At 63.5% G+C, this 15,485-nt stretch carries 13 protein-coding genes and 1 tRNA gene; 6 read left to right on the forward strand and 8 right to left on the reverse strand.

The annotated features are described in order from the left end of the window. Window positions 1–42: 42 nt before the first annotated feature. On the forward strand, window positions 43–396 hold the full coding sequence (locus tag AC3YMN_RS11475; RefSeq protein ID WP_127752808.1) for a hypothetical protein: 354 nt from the start codon (window positions 43–45) through the stop codon (window positions 394–396). Between the two features lie 39 nt (window positions 397–435). Here the strand turns inward: AC3YMN_RS11475 and cfa are convergent, their stop codons facing one another. Further along, window positions 436–1,551: a cyclopropane fatty acyl phospholipid synthase gene (gene cfa, locus AC3YMN_RS11480; RefSeq protein ID WP_489890074.1), complete on the reverse strand. Its 1,116-nt coding sequence runs from the start codon at window positions 1,549–1,551 to the stop codon at window positions 436–438. Window positions 1,552–1,844: 293 nt separating this feature from the next. Next, window positions 1,845–1,921 (reverse strand) — tRNA-His (locus AC3YMN_RS11485). Window positions 1,922–2,174: 253 nt separating this feature from the next. Between AC3YMN_RS11485 and AC3YMN_RS11490 the strand changes: the two genes are divergently transcribed. The 5 genes from AC3YMN_RS11490 (at window position 2,175) to AC3YMN_RS11510 (ending at window position 10,140) form a co-directional block, all read left to right on the forward strand. Next, window positions 2,175–5,123, forward strand: coding sequence for a histidine kinase dimerization/phospho-acceptor domain-containing protein (locus tag AC3YMN_RS11490; protein WP_489890075.1), 2,949 nt, complete (start codon window positions 2,175–2,177; stop codon window positions 5,121–5,123). A 151-nt stretch (window positions 5,124–5,274) separates the two neighbouring features. Next, window positions 5,275–6,756, forward strand: a complete 1,482-nt coding sequence (locus AC3YMN_RS11495) for an ABC transporter substrate-binding protein (RefSeq protein WP_489890076.1) — start codon at window positions 5,275–5,277, stop codon at window positions 6,754–6,756. A gap of 21 nt (window positions 6,757–6,777) precedes the next feature. Next, window positions 6,778–7,734, forward strand: coding sequence for an ABC transporter permease (locus AC3YMN_RS11500; protein WP_489890077.1), 957 nt, complete (start codon window positions 6,778–6,780; stop codon window positions 7,732–7,734). Beyond that, window positions 7,731–8,576 (forward strand): ABC transporter permease, encoded by an 846-nt coding sequence (locus tag AC3YMN_RS11505; RefSeq protein ID WP_489890078.1) that lies wholly within the window; start codon window positions 7,731–7,733, stop codon window positions 8,574–8,576. Before AC3YMN_RS11500 ends, AC3YMN_RS11505 begins: the two co-directional genes overlap by 4 nt. After that, window positions 8,563–10,140, forward strand: coding sequence for a dipeptide ABC transporter ATP-binding protein (locus AC3YMN_RS11510; RefSeq protein WP_489890079.1), 1,578 nt, complete (start codon window positions 8,563–8,565; stop codon window positions 10,138–10,140). Before AC3YMN_RS11505 ends, AC3YMN_RS11510 begins: the two co-directional genes overlap by 14 nt. Here the strand turns inward: AC3YMN_RS11510 and AC3YMN_RS11515 are convergent. The 6 genes from AC3YMN_RS11515 to AC3YMN_RS11540 form a co-directional block, all read right to left on the reverse strand. After that, window positions 10,137–10,358, reverse strand: coding sequence for a DUF3072 domain-containing protein (locus AC3YMN_RS11515; RefSeq protein ID WP_489890080.1), 222 nt, complete (start codon window positions 10,356–10,358; stop codon window positions 10,137–10,139). The two genes, AC3YMN_RS11510 and AC3YMN_RS11515, sit on opposite strands and share 4 nt — an antisense overlap. A gap of 85 nt (window positions 10,359–10,443) precedes the next feature. Continuing rightward, window positions 10,444–11,520 (reverse strand): Mrp/NBP35 family ATP-binding protein, encoded by a 1,077-nt coding sequence (locus tag AC3YMN_RS11520; protein ID WP_489890081.1) that lies wholly within the window; start codon window positions 11,518–11,520, stop codon window positions 10,444–10,446. Between the two features lie 124 nt (window positions 11,521–11,644). Next, entirely contained in the window at window positions 11,645–12,298 is a 654-nt protein-coding gene (gene fsa, locus AC3YMN_RS11525; RefSeq protein ID WP_127752799.1) for a fructose-6-phosphate aldolase, read from the reverse strand. 52 nt (window positions 12,299–12,350) lie between these two features. Further along, window positions 12,351–13,535, reverse strand: a complete 1,185-nt coding sequence (locus AC3YMN_RS11530; RefSeq protein ID WP_489890082.1) for an amino acid aminotransferase — start codon at window positions 13,533–13,535, stop codon at window positions 12,351–12,353. A gap of 63 nt (window positions 13,536–13,598) precedes the next feature. After that, window positions 13,599–14,543 carry an electron transfer flavoprotein subunit alpha/FixB family protein gene (locus AC3YMN_RS11535; protein WP_489890083.1) on the reverse strand — a complete coding sequence of 315 codons (945 nt, stop codon included), beginning with the start codon at window positions 14,541–14,543 and terminating at the stop codon, window positions 13,599–13,601. Next, complete coding sequence (locus AC3YMN_RS11540; protein WP_489890084.1) at window positions 14,543–15,301, reverse strand: electron transfer flavoprotein subunit beta/FixA family protein; 759 nt, start codon at window positions 15,299–15,301, stop codon at window positions 14,543–14,545. The genes AC3YMN_RS11535 and AC3YMN_RS11540 overlap by 1 nt, the downstream gene beginning before the upstream one ends. Between the last annotated feature and the right edge of the window lie 184 nt (window positions 15,302–15,485).

Here is a 15,485-nt window from a genome sequence, read left to right on the forward strand (position 1 = left end):
TAGACTCACCTCGGCTCCAGATGTCCTCGGCGATCCGCTCCCATGAAAGTTCCTTTCAGCATGTTCCAGACCCGCTCGCCCGAGCGCGACAAGGAGCAGGACCGTGCGCGCATCGAGCGGATGCGGCGCGCCGTTGCAGGCGAACTGCAAGCGGCGATCAATGAACGCGATGGCCTGACGCGGCGCCGCGAGCGCGACTACGCCGTCGCGGCGACTTCCTTGTCACAGCTGGGCGAGTTCGGTGAACGCTCCGCCGCCGACGAGCAGTCCATCTCCGAGCTCGAACGCAATGCCGAGCGCGCCAATACCCGCATCAAGAACCTCACCATCCAGATCGAATCGATCCGCAAACTGCTGGCCGGGATCAACGAGCTGGACAATTTGCCCAGCCAGTAAAATTCAAGTCGTTTCACTCGCGAGGCCAGCCTGCCCCGCCTACCTGACGCTGGAATAGCCGCCAACCACGCCCTTGGGTGAATAAACCACCTGCCAGAGTTGAGTGTAGCGCGCCCTGAATGTGGCGGCGAAGCTCAACAGGTAATAGCGCCACATCCGATAGAAGCGGTCGCCATACTTGTCCTTGAGACTGGGCCAGGCTGCCTCGAAGTTTTCGCACCAGGCCAGCAGGGTCCGGTCGTAATCCGCCCCGAAATTGTGCCAGTCTTCCATGATGAAGAGGCCCTCGCTGGCTTCACTGATCTGTTTTTGCGACGGCAGCATGCCATTGGGAAAGATGTACTTTTCGCTCCATGGATCGCCATGCGACTGGGTGAGATTGCCGCCGATAGTGTGCAGCACGAACAGGCCATCATCGGCGAGCAACTGCCGCACCTTTTCCATATAGGGGCGATAGTTCTTGTAGCCCACATGCTCGAACATGCCGATCGAGATGATGCGGTCAAACTTTCCCTCGAGCGCCATATAGTCCATCAGCCGGGTTTCGACCGGCAAGCCATCGGTGTGGCTATTGGCCCAACTCGCCTGCTCCTTGGAGATGGTTACCCCAACACCCTCAACACCGTAGCGCTCGGCGGCGAACTTCAGGAACCCGCCCCAGCCCGAGCCGATATCGAGAATGCGCATACCCGGCTCCAGCCCCGCCTTGCGGCAGATGAGGTCGAGCTTAGCTTCCTGCGCCTCAGCAAGAGTGGTGGCGTTCTTCCAGTAGCCGCAGGAATAGATCATGCGTGGATCGAGCATGGCAGCGTAAAGATCGTTGCCGATGTCATAATGCCGCTCCCCCACTTCTTGCACCTTCAGGCGCTGCAGGTTGAGGATGCGGCCCTTTAGCATGCTCCACATGAGGGCAAAGTCGATCGGCAGCTTGGCTTTGACGTTGTTCACCAGCAGTCGGTAGATGAACTGATCGAGCGCCGCAGCGTCCCACCACCCCTCCATATAAGCCTCGCCCAGGCCGAGCGTGCCTTGCAGCATTACCCGGTCAAACAGCTTTTCGTCGTAAACGGTGACGTCGAAGGGTCGCTGCCCTCCCACCTGAATGTCGTGTTGCTGCAGAAGATCGGAGATGAAGGTTTTGTTCCGCATACCCATTTGGCCACATCGCGCACTTGGACAAAGCAAAAGGGCGCGCCAGGCCGCTGACGGAAGGCCAGAGGCCGTGCGTGCATCATGGGAATGCTATGCCGCTCAATGAGGCGGCGCAATGATATATCGCAAGATACCGATGGTTAAGATTCGGGCACACAAATGGGGACATTGCTGCGGGATTTCCGTCCTCTTCGGTGGCGATGGGAAGGTGTTTGGGATCCCGGCGCCGAAGCGGGCAAGTTCGACGCCGACTTGATCTGTCGGGCGCAACATGCGGCAGCAGGGATGTGAAGGAGTGGTACCACCTCTCGGGATCGAACCGAGGACCTCTAGATCCACAATCTAGCGCTCTAACCAACTGAGCTAAGGCGGCAATGGGCCTGTCCGGGTACATCGCCAAGCGAGTCCCGAAAGCGCGCGATACATAGGTCGACTTGTCGCTGATGACAAGCGCTCTTTTGCAGCTTTCCCCTCTGCACCCCTCCTCTTAACCATGCCCAAGTTTGTTGGGGGGTCTCGGCCCCACGGCTATGGACCGGGTGCGAGGGGCGCTATATTGAAGAACACTTAACGAACAAGAATGAACTGTACCGAAATGGCACAGATGCAACGGGTAGCGGTTATCGATGGATGACGACTGGATCACATCGCCAGCTGGTGCCCGCGTGTTGCAACACGCCGAGGATCCCCGCCCGGCCTGGCTATGGTCCGCCGACGGGCTGCACTTGATCTGGCACAATCGGGCAGCAACGCTCTTTGGCGCCAAGCTCAAGAAAAGCGGCCTCAAGCGCGGCCCCACCCCAGTACCGATCAAGGGCCAGATAGCTCGTAATATCCGACTCGGCTCCACCGGTCGAAGCAGTCTTGCGCGGATCCAGTTCTTGGCTGGGGAAAAGCCGATCTCGGCGACCTGTGCCACAACGCCGCTGCTCGACGGCGCGGGCGCAGCGATGCTGATCGTGGCAGTTGACGCCATCGACGCCGAGATCTTGTTGGCGACCGGTCCGGCACCCGCCCTGGCCCCTGCCGATTCGCTGGCCCCTGCTGATTCCCTGGCCGCACCCTCGGCTATGTCCGTGACGAGTGAGCCGGCTGCTCCGCCGACGACGATAGACTCCGAGACCTCGCCAGACCCGGTCACCGAGTCGCTCGAGCTTTCAGTTGTGGCGCCCGAGCCGGAAGCTGCGCTGATAGAGGCTCACGAGCCCCAACTGCCCGCAGCTGAGTCGCAAGGGCCCGTCTTGCTACCGCGGCCATGGTTGCCGCTGCCGCCCCCCGGCGTGGTCCTGGAAACGGCGCCCTTCCGGCCTGTCGCATTGGTTGATGAAGACGAGGAAACGGTCGAACCAGATCCCCAGATGGGTGAGCTTGCCCCGATTGCCGCGGCGATCGAGGCCAATGATGCGGCCTATCAGCGCGAGCTCGACAACTGGCGGTCGATTGAAAGCGATGCTGCCGCACCGAGCCGCTATGAGGCCGAGGACGAGGACAGCGCCGCCAAGACCTCGGAAGCGGTTCCCGAGTTCGAGAACGAACCAGAGGCAACGCCATCAGACGCCGCCGAGCCGCCTGTCGAAGAAGCGCCAAGCGTTGGCACCCGGCTATCGGCGCTCGTCGACCGGTTGAGTGCAGACGCCGATTTGTTCTCGCCGCTCACCGATTCGGATGATCCGCTGCAAAGCGATCTGGTGGTCACCGACCTTGCACCGCAACTCTGGCTGGTGACAGGCACAGGCTTTGTCGCTGCCGCTTCTGCTCCTGCGGCCGAAGATCAGCAGGACACCCCCGCGACGATTGAGGTCGAACCATCGGCGGCGCCGATGGAGCAACCAACAGCCGCCTTTATCGATGAGCCCGAGCCGGAAGTGGAAGTGGATGAGGACGAGGACGACGCGCAGGAGCAGTTGCCAGCGTCCACCGCCGAGGACGAGCTTGCCGAATTCGACGGCGATGACACTCCCGAGCCCCAATTCGATGCCGCGACTGAGGATGGCCCGGAAATCCTGCCGCCGGGCGCCCCCGATCCTGAGGCGGTGGAACGCGTATCGCGCTACAACTTCGATGAACTCTCGCGCATTCTGAACGACCGCATGGGTGAAACCTCGGGTCAGGCGCAGCGCGCTGTTGCCCAACCACCGAGCAGTTCGGGTGCACTGATCAATCTGGGTGGCGAAACGCTGGTGCTGAACCGGCTGCCGCTCGGCATCCTCGTGTTCCGTGATCAGCAAGTGCTGTTCGCCAACCGTGCCATCACCGAAATGGTGGGCTATGATTCGGTGGAGAACCTGCGCGCCGCCGGCCTGGCCTCGGTGTTCCCGGCGGCCGGACCGGAAGGTCACGAAGCGGGGCCGGTCAACCATCTGGTGCAGCGTGATGGCACGCTGGTACCGGTGACCGCACGCTTGCAATCCATTTCCTGGCAGGGTCGCCCGGCCCTCATGCTGTCGGCGAGCGCCACCGAAGTGCGCACCGGCCATGAAGCGGCGGTGCGCGCCTTCGCGGAAACCTTTGCCAGCTTGCGCGGGGACGGGTTCTTCGAAACCAATCGCGCGGGCGTGCTGAGCGTCGTGTCCCCACGCGCCGCCGCGCTGCTGGGCCAGGAAGGCGCGTCGCTGCAGGGGCGGCCGCTGACGAGCTTTGTCGCCCGCGCCGACACCCCGGATCTACAGTCGTTCCTCGAGCGGCCAGCGCGCTTTGCCGAATCCGCACGTCCCTGCCTGTCGCTGCGCGCCGCCTCCGCGGGTGCCGAATTGATGCTGTTTGCGCAGGGCCAGGCGGGCGTCGTCACCGGTTATTTCGGCTTTGTGCACCAGCGCGAAACCAGCCAGCCGCGCCTCGGAGCGCCCAGCGATATCGATCCAGCGCTGCTGGCTCGGATCAGCCGTGGGATTCGCCGCCCACTCAACACCATCATCGGTTTTTCCGATCTGCTGCGTTCGGAGGCCTTTGGTCGGCTCGGCACCGAGCGCCACGAGACTTATGCGCAGGATATCGTCACCGCCGGCAACGAGATCGCCGCGCTGGTGGATGAACTCGATGATTTCACCCGGCTGCGCGACGGGCGCTACCTGCCCCAACGCGCCAGCATTGATCTGACCGGACTGCTCGAAAGCTGCGTGCTGCGCATCCGCCACCAGGCCGGCATCTCGCGGGTGATCGTGCGCAACGCGATTTCCGAATCCCTGCCCAAGGTCACGGCCGATCGGGCATCGCTGGCCCAAGCGGTGCTGAACCTGCTCGCCAGCGCTATTGATCAAACTCCGGCGGGCGGCGCCGTCATCATCTCCTCCAATAGGGAGGACGATGGCAGCATCGCCATCCATGTGCGCGATAGCTCCAACACAGCAGTCGACATGGCTGAACGTTTCGTGGTGTTCCGCGATGGCGTGGGCCGGGACGGCAAGGCCGTGGCGCCGGTGCGCTCGAGCGTCGGGCTCGCCCTCACCCGCTCGCTGCTGTCGGTCAACGCCTTCTCACTGGCCGTGGACCCAGCTGGCGAGCACGGGCTGCTGTTCACCCTGCGCATTCCCTCTGATCTCGTCGATGCGCCCATCGCCGAAGCCGGCGAGAAGTAAGCGGGCCGCGGCACCGCTCCGGCAGTGGATGATCATGCCATGCGCTGGGGTCACACCAGCAAATCTTCATCCTTTGCCTAGGTGCCATGCCGGGCGCACTGCCTTATAGAAAAGAATGCAAGGCGGCCGAGCCGCAACGGGGAGCGAAAGCATGGGCAAGGGACTACAAATTCTGGGCATGGCGGCAATGCTTGGCATGAGCTGGTCGAGCCTTGCGCTTGCTGCCTCGACGCAGGTCCGGATCGGCGTCGCCCTAGAGCCACCTACCCTTGATCCTACGGCAGGCGCTGCCGAAGCCATCGACAACATCGGCTATCAGAACGTCTTTGAGGGCCTGACGCAGATCGACCAGACCGGCGCGGTGCAGCCCTCCCTCGCCAGCAGCTGGACGATCAGCGATGACGGGCTGACCTATACCTTCATCCTCCAGCCTGACGTCACCTTCCATGACGGCACCAGCTTTGATGCCGATGACGTCAAATACACCTTTGACCGGCTGCTGGCGCCAGAGAGCATCAATGCTCAGAAGGCGCTGTTCTCCCCCATCGCCAGCGTTGTGGTCCAGGATCCCCAAACCATCACCTTTACCCTCAGCCGCCCCGACGGGATGTTCCTGTTCAATCTCGGGCGTGGGGATGCCATCATCGTTGCGCCCGAAAGCGCCGAGAACAATGCCACTGCCCCCATCGGCACCGGCCCCTTTAGCTTTGTGCAGTGGGACAAGGGCAGCCGCGTCGTGCTCGAGCAATATGGCCCCTATTGGGGTGAGCTGCCGGCGATAACCCGCGCAACTTTCGTGTTTATCAGCGACACCGCCACCATGACCAATGCGCTCCTTGCGGGCGACGTCGACGGCACCAATAATTTCGCCGCCGAAGCGCTGCCGATCTTTGAGGGCAATCCGCAGTTCAAGGTGCTGGTGGGCACGACCGAGGGCGAGGCCATCCTCTCCACCAACAATGCCAAGGCTCCGTTCAACGAGCTCAAAGTGCGCCAGGCCATGGCGCATGCCATTGACCGCGCCGCCATCATCGAAGGGGCGACCTATGGCTATGGCGTGGCGATCGGCAGCCACTTCGCCCCGCACAATCCCTATTACGTCGATCTGACCAATACCTATCCCTATGACCCGGAAAAGGCGCGCGCGCTCCTTGCCGAGGCGGGTTATCCCGATGGGTTCAGCGCCACGCTCAAGCTGCCCCCGGTGAACTACGCCAAGGTCAGCGGGCAGATCCTCGCCAGCCAGTTTGCCGAGGTCGGCATCAAGCTCGAACTCATCAACCTCGAATGGGCGCAGTGGCTCGAAGATGTGCTGACCAACAAGGACTTTGATCTCTCCATCATCGCCCATGTGGAGCCCTTCGACATTGGCATCTATGCCGATCCCAACTACTATTTCGGCTACGACAATCCGCAATTCCAGGCGCTGATCGAGACGCTCAATGCCACCACCAACGAGGCGGAACGCAAGTCCCTCGCCATCGAGGCCCAGACCATCCTCGCCAATGATGCGGTCAATGGCTACTTGTTCGAGCTGGCAAAAACCGGCGTGTGGAACGCCAAGCTCGAAGGCATGTGGCCAAACTCGCCGATCGAGGGCGTGGTGCTCCGCTCCATTCACTGGGTGGACTGAGCCGCCCGGGGCGCCCACGGCATGATCGTTTTTCTGCTGCGCCGCTTGGGTGGGTTTGCACTGACGTTGCTGCTGGCGGCGACGGCGATCTTCTTCCTGCTTGACCTGCTGCCCGGCGATCCCGCCCGCTTCATCCTGGGCATCACTGCCAGCCCTGAAGCCGTGGCTAATCTGCGTATACAGATGGGCCTTGAGGCTCCGCCAACGCAGCGTTTCGTCGCCTGGCTCTGGGGCATGCTGCACGGCAATCTCGGGGAGTCTTACACCCAGCAGGCTCCCGTGGCCTCGCTGATTGCTGGGCGACTCGCGGTAACCCTCCCCCTCACCATCGCGGCGATGATCATTTCGGTCGCGGTCGGGCTGCCGCTCGGCATCCTTGCGGCCCGCCACCGTGGCAAGGCCCTCGATTCCGCGCTGATGGTGCTGGCGCAGTTGGGCGTCGCCGTCCCCAATTTCTGGTTTGGCATGTTGCTGACCCTTGTCTTTGCTGTTGCCCTGCGCTGGCTGCCGCCCGGTGGCTTTACGCCCTGGAACGAGAACCCCTTTGCTGCCATGCGCTCGCTGGTTCTGCCGAGCCTGGCGCTGGCGCTGCCCCAGGCCTCGATCCTGGCGCGGGTGATGCGCACGGCGCTGGTGGACATCCAGGAGCAGGATTTTATCCGCACCGCGCGTGCCAAGGGCATGACGCTGGGCGAGGCCGTTTGGCGCCATGGCGTGCGCAATGCCATGCTCCCGGTGTTGACCATTCTGGGTCTGCAATTCGCGTTCCTGATCGCCGGCGCTATTATCGTCGAGAATGTGTTCTATCTGCCCGGTCTGGGCCGCCTGATCTTCACCGCCATCTCGGAGCGTGACCTGATCCTTGTGCGTGGCGCGGTAATGGTGCTGGTGGTGACGGTCAGCCTCACCATGTTGCTGGTCGACCTCGCCTACGGCCTGGTTGACCCGCGCCTGCGCGAGCGAGGCGTGGCGACATGATCGAACGCCTTTTTGCCAACCGGAGCTTTCGCCTCGGCGCAGCCGGCACGCTGCTGTTTGCGCTGCTAGCCCTCGTTTCGATCTGGTGGACGCCCTATTCCATCGCGGAGATCAATATCGGCCGCCGGTTTCTTGGTCCCACGGCTGCCCACTGGCTCGGCACCGACCAGTTGGGCCGGGACATGGCTTCGCTTGTCATGGCGGGAACGCTCACCAGCTTTGTCGTGGCGGCGATGGCTGTGTTGATCGGCGCAAGCATTGGCGTGCCGCTCGGCCTTGCTGCTGCCGCATGGGGTGGCGCCGTCGAATGGCTGGTGCTGCGTCTCAGCGATGTGGTGTTTGCCTTTCCCGCCATCATCACTGCAATTCTGATCACCGCTCTGTTTGGCCCGGGCGCCATCAATGCCACCATTGCCGTTGGTATCTTCAACATTCCGGTGTTCGCCCGCGTCGCCCGTGGCGGCGCCCTGAGCATTGCCACGCTGGATTTCGTCGCCGCTGGCCGCCTCGCTGGCCTTGGCAATGCTGCCATCGCTTGGCGACACTTGCTGCCCAATATTCTCAGCCTCTTGATCGTTCAGGGCACGATCCAGCTATCATTGGGCATCCTGGCGGAAGCAGGCCTGTCCTATGTCGGGCTTGGCATCCAGCCCCCGGCCACCAGCCTTGGCTTGATGCTGCGTGATGCCCAGAGCCTCTTCCTGATTCATCCTTGGCTGACGCTGGTGCCGGGGCTCTCCATTGTGTTGATCGTTGTGTGCATCAATGTCGCCGGCGATGGCCTGCGCGACGTGCTTGATCCGCGCCTGCGCCGCCAGGGAGCTGCGCATGCCCTTGCTTGAGGTGCGGGGGTTATCAATCGCCTTCGGCCAAACCGAGGTGGTCAAGAACCTCAGCTTTGCTCTGGAGCTGGGCGAACGCTTTGGCATCATCGGAGAAAGTGGATCTGGCAAAACCCTGACCGCCCTCGCGATAGCTGGCCTGCTGCCCATAGGCGCCACACCGACAGGCACCATCCACCTCGATGGCGCCCCCTTGCCCACCGCCGAACGCCCGATGGCGCGACTGCGCGGCAAACGCTTCGGCATGGTGTTCCAGGAGCCGATGACCGCGCTCAACCCTTTGATGCGCATCGGTCGCCAGATCGAGGAAGCTGTTGAACTAAACGAGGCCAACACGAGTGCGGCAACTGCCGTGCCCCAGCTTTTGGCCGAGGTCGGCCTCCTCCCCGAGCACGCCCGGCGGTATCCGCATCAGTTGTCGGGTGGACAGCGGCAGCGCGCCATGATCGCCATGGCGCTCGCGAGCGAACCCGATCTGCTGATTGCCGATGAGCCCACTTCCGCGCTCGATCTCGTCACCCAGCGCCGCGTGCTCGAACTGATCGCCCAGATCTGCGAGCGACGGCACATGGCCTTGCTGTTTATCAGCCATGATCTGAAGGCGGTTGCGGCGCTTTGCTCGCGCGTGATGGTGATGCATCGCGGCGTGGTTGTGGAACAGGGAATCACCGGGGCGGTGTTGGGCGCCCCGCAACAAGACTACACCCGTCGCCTGGTGGCTGCGTCACGCCTCGACGTGGTCGGCCCCAACCGTGCCCCGCTCGGTGAAACCCTGCTGGAGGTTGCAGCCGTCAGTCGCGACTACCGCGGCAATGGGCTTTGGCCATGGGCGGCCAAGCCGCTGCGGGCGCTGCACGAGGTTTCCTTCACGCTTCGCAGCGGCGAATGCCTGGCTCTGGTCGGTCCTTCCGGCTGCGGCAAAACCAGCCTCGCCCGCATCATTGCCGGCCTAGATAGTGCCAGCGACGGGGAAGTGCGGCTTGGCGGCAAGCCTTATCACGGCCGCGACCTGCCCCAGGCGTTGCGGGCTGACATTTCGCTGGTGTTCCAGGATCCCTTCGGCAGCTTCAATCCGCATCTCACCATCGGGCAATCCGTTGGTGAGCCGTTGCGGCTGCGGCCTGAACTTGGCCTCGTGCAACGCACTGAACGCCTGCACGAAGCCATCACTGCCGTTGGCCTGTCCCCTGAAATGCTCGAGCGCTACCCGCATGAATTTTCGGGCGGACAGCGCCAGCGCCTCGCCATCGCGCGCGCCCTCGTCACCCGGCCCAAGCTGCTGGTGCTCGATGAACCGGTGTCAGCCCTCGATGTGTCGGTGCGCGGGGAAGTGCTGAACCTGCTTGCGCGGTTGCAGGCCGAGTTCGGGCTGACTTATCTCCTGATCAGCCATGACCTCGATATGGTCCGCGCCATGGCGGACCGGGTCATGGTGATGGAGGCCGGTCGCATCGTTGAACAGGGCGAGCCGAAGGCGATCTTCGAGCACCCCCAGCACCGCCTGACGCAGGAGTTGGTCGGCGCTCGCCTGCCCGAGCTTGGGGCCGGCGCGCTCCTCGCTTAAAGCCCGAGCTTTTCGCGCAACACGTCGATGCGCTTGGAGGCCTCCGCCTTGCTCAGATCCTCGGCAAAGGCATCGGGATCGCTCGCCTGCTCGCTTAGCGTCTTGAGATAGGACGCCTGGGCGCCCGTCATCGGGTCGTCCCCTGTGGTCCAGTCATCAGGGTCCTTCTGAAGATTGGAATTGGGGGCGTCGGCAACTTTGGGATTGGTCGTAGACATGTCGAACTCCATTCCGGTGTTCGCTTAATGTTCTAGCTGGCAACTCGTTCCCGGCGCCGCAACCTAGGGCAAGGATGCGCTCAGTTTAGTGGCGCAGCGACGGCGTAGCGGCAAGAATCCTGCGCGCAATGGCGCGGAAGGCTTCGGCCTCCGGACCATTGGGATCAGCCACGACCGGCGGTGCCCCGCGGTCGGAGGCTTCGCGGATCGACATCACCAGCGGCACGGCGCCGAGGAACGGCATCTCAAGCTCCGCCGCTGCCTGTTCCGCCCCGCCCGAGCCGAAGATATCGTAGCGGTTGCCGGTATCGGGGGCGATGAAATAGCTCATATTCTCGACCAGCCCTAGCAACGGCACACTAAGCCGCCGCAGCATGTCGATGGCCTTGCGCGCGTCGATCAGCGCCAGGTCCTGGGGCGTCGACACGATCACCACGCCATCCACTTCCGCCTGCTGGAACAGCGAGATGTGGATGTCGCCGGTCCCGGGCGGCAGGTCGACCACGAGGATATCGAGTTCGCCCCAATCGGTTTCACGCAGCAACTGCCGCAAGGCCGAAGTGGCCATCGGACCGCGCCAGACCACGGCCTGGCCCGGATTGAGCATGGAGCCGATCGACATGGCCTTGAGCCCAAACGCGTCGTGCGGCGAGAAAATCCCGTCCTCGCGCACCGCCGGCTTGCCCTCGAGGTGCAGGAGCTTGGGGATGGAGGGGCCATAAAGATCGGCATCAAGTATGCCCACCCTCAACCCTTCGGCCTGCAGCGCCAGCGCCAGGTTGACCGCGGTGGTCGATTTGCCCACGCCGCCCTTGCCTGAACCAACGGCAATGATGCGCTTGACGCCAGGCACGGCCTGCTTCGGTGCAGGACCCGGCCGGCCCTGTGCCGCGGCCTGCCCCGTCGCGGGTGCCTTGTCAGAAGTCAGCGAGACCATGATCTTGCGCGTCGGCGCCACCGACTGCGCGGCGCGCTGGGCCGCCTCGCGCACCGGCCCGAAGGCCGCTTCCATGCCGGGTTGCACCGCAATGGCAAAAGCCACGGCGCTGGGCGTCACGATGATTTCCGAAAGGCCGGCATAACCCGCCAGCGTATCGCCGCCGGGGATTTCGACGGCAGCGAGGGCGGATTTCACCGCGGCAGCAAGTTCGGTATCGGCCATGTCAGGCTTTCACGGATGAGGCAGGCGCCGCACCTGCCCTATGGCTGCGGCCGACCCATGAGCCGACCGCCGGTATCGTAGAGGACAAAAAGCGGGCCCCGGAAGCAACCGGAGCCCAGCGCAACTAGAGGATGGACTGGCCGGTGCCGGCCCAATCCTTGAGGAAGCTGTCGATGCCCGACTTGGTCAGCGGGTGATCGGCTAGCTTGCGGATCACGGCGGGCGGGATCGTCGCCACATCGGCACCGATCAGCGCGACCTGGGTCACGTGATTGGGCGTACGGATCGAAGCGGCCAGGATCTGGGTGTCGAACTGGTAGTTGTCATAGATCGTGCGGATATTCTCGATCAGCTCGACGCCATCGAGATTGAGGTCATCGAGGCGCCCGAGGAAGGGCGAGATATAGGTCGCGCCGGCCTTGGCTGCGAGCAGGGCCTGGTTGGCCGAAAAGCACAGGGTCACATTGGTCTTGATGCCCTTTTCCGCGAAGTGCTTGGTGGCCTTGAGGCCATTGAGCGTCAGCGGCAGCTTGACCACGATGTTCTGCGCGATCTTGGCAAGGTGCTCGCCTTCGGCAACCATGCCCTCATATTCGAGCGAAGCCACTTCAGCCGAAACCGGGCCGGGGGTGATCGCAGCGATTTCCTTGATCACTTCCTTGAAGTCGCGGCCGGACTTGGCAATCAGCGAGGGATTGGTGGTCACGCCGTCAACCAGGCCGGCTTCATGCAGTTCACGGATGTCATTGATATCCGCGGTATCGACGAAAAACTTCATCGTTTCCTCCTAGATTCTGGGTTGCCGGCGCGTCAGGGTGACGGGCGCCGCTTTATTTCGTTCCCGCAAGCAGGGCATGGGCGAGATCGCCAACGCGGTCCTCGGGGATGCCGGCGACATTGATGCGGCTGTCCCCTATCATATAGACACCCCGGGCCGCTTTTACATGCTCGACAGTGGCATTATCGAGCCCGAGCAGCGAAAACATGCCGCGGTGGCGGGCGATGAAATCGAAGTCTTCCGAATTGCTCTTCTGGCGGATGGCGTCGGCCAGCTTCTCGCGCAGCCGGATCATGCGGGCGCGCATTTCATTGAGCTCGGTTTCCCATTCCGCGCGCAGCTGCGCATCCTCGAGGATGGTGCGGATGATCTCGGCGCCATGATCGGGCGGCTGGGAATAAGCGCCACGGATGATGTTGAGCAGCTGGGAATTGGCGATATCGGCGTGTGCGGCATCACGGGCCACAAGGATCGCCGCGCCGATGCGCTCGCGGTAAAGGCCAAAGTTCTTGGAGCCGGAAAATGCGACGAGGGCCTCGGGCACTGCTGCCAGCACCTTGCGGGTGCCATAGGCGTCTTCAGCAAGGCCATCGCCAAAGCCGAGATAGGCGAGATCGATAAAGGGCAATGCGCCAGTGCGGGCAAGGCTCGCGGCCACCGCGTCCCACTGCTCGTTGGAAAGGTTGGCGCCGGTCGGGTTGTGGCAGCAGCCATGCAGCAGCACGATATCCTGCGGCCCCAGGCCATCAAGCGTGGCCAGCATGGCATCGAACTTCACGCCGCGCGTCTGCGTATCGAAATAGGGGTACTTCTTGACCGTCAGCCCGGCATTTTCGGCGATGGGGTTGTGGTTGGGCCAGGTCGGGTCCGAGACCCACACCGTGGCACCCGGACGGGCCCGGTTGATCAGCTGCATCAGCACCCAGAGCGAACCGGTGCCGCCAGGGGCCTGCGCGATGCGCACGCGCGAGCGTTCCACCGCATCACCCAGCGCCAGGTCCAGCACCGCGGCGCCAAAGCCCTTGTTGCCGGCAATGCCGAGATAGGTCTTGGTGGTGCCTGCCGCCAGAATGCGCTCTTCGGCTTTGCGCACCGCCGACATGATCGGGGTGGTGCCGGTTTCGTCCTTGTAGACGCCGACGCCGAGGTCGATCTTGTCAGTGCGCGGATCGGCGGCATACTCGCCCATCAGCGCCAAAATCTTGTCGCCAGGGGCCTTGGAAAGGGTCTCGAACATTGCGGGGCTGGGTTCCGTTGGGAGGCGCGGCCTTTATAGAAGCCGGGATGGGATTTGCAACCGTCAGCGCTGGACGCCGAGACGGTCGAGTTCGGCGATGAGCGCGGGCACGATGGTGAAGAGATCGCCCACCAGCACCGCATCGGCCATTTTGCTCAAGGGCGCTTCGGGATCGCTGTTGATGGCGATGATGCGCTTGGCGCCCTGAATCCCAGCCAGGTGCTGCAAGGCCCCCGAAATGCCGACAGCAATATAAAGGTCCGGCGCGATGATCTTGCCAGTTTGACCCACCTGCCAGTCATTGGGTGCGTAGCCGGCATCGACGGCCGCGCGGGTCGCGCCCACGGCAGCGCCCAGCGTTTTGGCGAGCTGCTCGATCAGCTTGAAGCCTTCGGCCGAACCCACCGACACGCCGCCGCCCACCACGATCTGTGCCGTGGACAGATCCGGTGAGTCGCTTTCGGTCCGGTGCGCCGCAATGATCGTTGCCGCCGACGCCACTGGCGCATGGCTCAGCGGCTCGATCGGGGCGGCCTCCCCGAGCCCGGTCGGACGGAATGCGGAAGCGCGCAGCGTCAAAAGGTTCTGCTTCTGGTCGGACACCACCGTTTGAAGCGCGTTGCCGGCATAGATGGGCCGCACAAAGCGGTTGGGCGCCTCGATGGACACCACATCGGTGATCGGCATCAGGTCGAGCTTGGCCGCAAGGCGCGGCATCAGGTCCCGGCCGGCGGCCGCGGCGGCCGCAACGATATAGGTGTATTGTGGGGCGAGGCCCGCCAGGACCGGGACGATGCTGTCGGGCAGGCCCGCTGCCAGATCGGGGCCCTGCCCCACCAGCACGCGATTGACGCCAAGAAGGCGCGCGCCATCCAGCGCCACCTGGTCAACCCCTTCGCCCAAAACCAGCAGGTCCACCGCACCCAACTCGCTCACTGCGCCAACGAGACGCGCCGTAGCGGGTGAGAGCAGTCCGAGATCATGCTCGGCCAGAACCAGAACGGACATCACAGCGCCTCCAGATCGGCAACGTAATCGGCAATGAGCCGGGCGAGGTCGGCAACGTTGCCCAAGGTCTTGCCGGCCGCACGATCGGGCGGGGGCGATACGCTGTCAACGCGCAGGCGCGGCGTCACGTCGACGCCGAAGTCTTCCACAGGGCGCACCGCCAGCGGCTTGCTGCGCGCCTTCATCACCATGGGCAGCGCCGCATTGCGCGGCGTATTGAGGCGCAGATCGGCCGTCACCACCGCCGGCAGCGGCAGCGCCACTGTTTCGCGGCCCCAGTCTACTTCACGCGTCACTTCAAGTCCGTCGCCGGTCGGGTTGATGGCCGAAGCGAAAGTGGCCTGCGGCCAGTCCAGCAGGGCCGCCAGCATCTGGCCGACATGGTTGCTGTCGTCATCCACCGCCTGCTTGCCCAGCAGCACGAGGTCGGGTTGCTCTTCGGCCACGACCTTGGCCAGCAATTTGGCGATGGCCAGGGTTTCGAGTTCGGCATCGGTCTGGATCAGTACGCCGCGATGCGCGCCCATGGCGAGGGCGGTCAGGATCACGTCGGTAGCGGGCTTGGGACCGATCGAGACCACAACGATTTCGCTATCTCCCACCTTCTCCGCCAGTTGCACTGCGGCTTCCACCGCGTGCTTGCAAAAGGGGTTCATCGACATGCGCACGCCAGCGGTTTCCACGCCCGATCCATCGGGGCGGACACGGATACGGACATTGTGATCAACAACACGCTTTACGGCGACAAGGATCTTCATGGCGGCAGGAGGCTCCGGAACACGGGGCATGGTTTGGCAAATCTGGGCGAACGGAACAAGGCGGCGGGCGGAAATAACGGCCCAAGCTGGCGCACGATGTTGAAAAACGCTGCCGTTTGCCGGCACGGACCGACCCCGCGAGGTTGACGCGGAGAGTTATGGCAGCGACACTGACCCAGAACAA

This window comes from Devosia sp. Z11_6 (assembly GCF_058133665.1).

What these genes read in the sequence shown, in the direction of transcription:
- AC3YMN_RS11540 (WP_489890084.1), bottom strand. Translation starts at nt 15,301, where the DNA reads ATGAAGATCCTTGTCGCCGTAAAGCGTGTTGTTGATCACAATGTCCGT.
- AC3YMN_RS11510 (WP_489890079.1), top strand. Translation starts at nt 8,563, where the DNA reads ATGCCCTTGCTTGAGGTGCGGGGGTTATCAATCGCCTTCGGCCAAACC.
- AC3YMN_RS11530 (WP_489890082.1), bottom strand. Translation starts at nt 13,535, where the DNA reads ATGTTCGAGACCCTTTCCAAGGCCCCTGGCGACAAGATTTTGGCGCTG.
- AC3YMN_RS11475 (WP_127752808.1), top strand. Translation starts at nt 43, where the DNA reads ATGAAAGTTCCTTTCAGCATGTTCCAGACCCGCTCGCCCGAGCGCGAC.
- AC3YMN_RS11520 (WP_489890081.1), bottom strand. Translation starts at nt 11,520, where the DNA reads ATGGCCGATACCGAACTTGCTGCCGCGGTGAAATCCGCCCTCGCTGCC.
- AC3YMN_RS11500 (WP_489890077.1), top strand. Translation starts at nt 6,778, where the DNA reads ATGATCGTTTTTCTGCTGCGCCGCTTGGGTGGGTTTGCACTGACGTTG.
- AC3YMN_RS11505 (WP_489890078.1), top strand. Translation starts at nt 7,731, where the DNA reads ATGATCGAACGCCTTTTTGCCAACCGGAGCTTTCGCCTCGGCGCAGCC.
- AC3YMN_RS11490 (WP_489890075.1), top strand. Translation starts at nt 2,175, where the DNA reads ATGGATGACGACTGGATCACATCGCCAGCTGGTGCCCGCGTGTTGCAA.
- AC3YMN_RS11515 (WP_489890080.1), bottom strand. Translation starts at nt 10,358, where the DNA reads ATGTCTACGACCAATCCCAAAGTTGCCGACGCCCCCAATTCCAATCTT.
- fsa (WP_127752799.1), bottom strand. Translation starts at nt 12,298, where the DNA reads ATGAAGTTTTTCGTCGATACCGCGGATATCAATGACATCCGTGAACTG.
- cfa (WP_489890074.1), bottom strand. Translation starts at nt 1,551, where the DNA reads ATGGGTATGCGGAACAAAACCTTCATCTCCGATCTTCTGCAGCAACAC.
- AC3YMN_RS11495 (WP_489890076.1), top strand. Translation starts at nt 5,275, where the DNA reads ATGGGCAAGGGACTACAAATTCTGGGCATGGCGGCAATGCTTGGCATG.
- AC3YMN_RS11535 (WP_489890083.1), bottom strand. Translation starts at nt 14,543, where the DNA reads ATGTCCGTTCTGGTTCTGGCCGAGCATGATCTCGGACTGCTCTCACCC.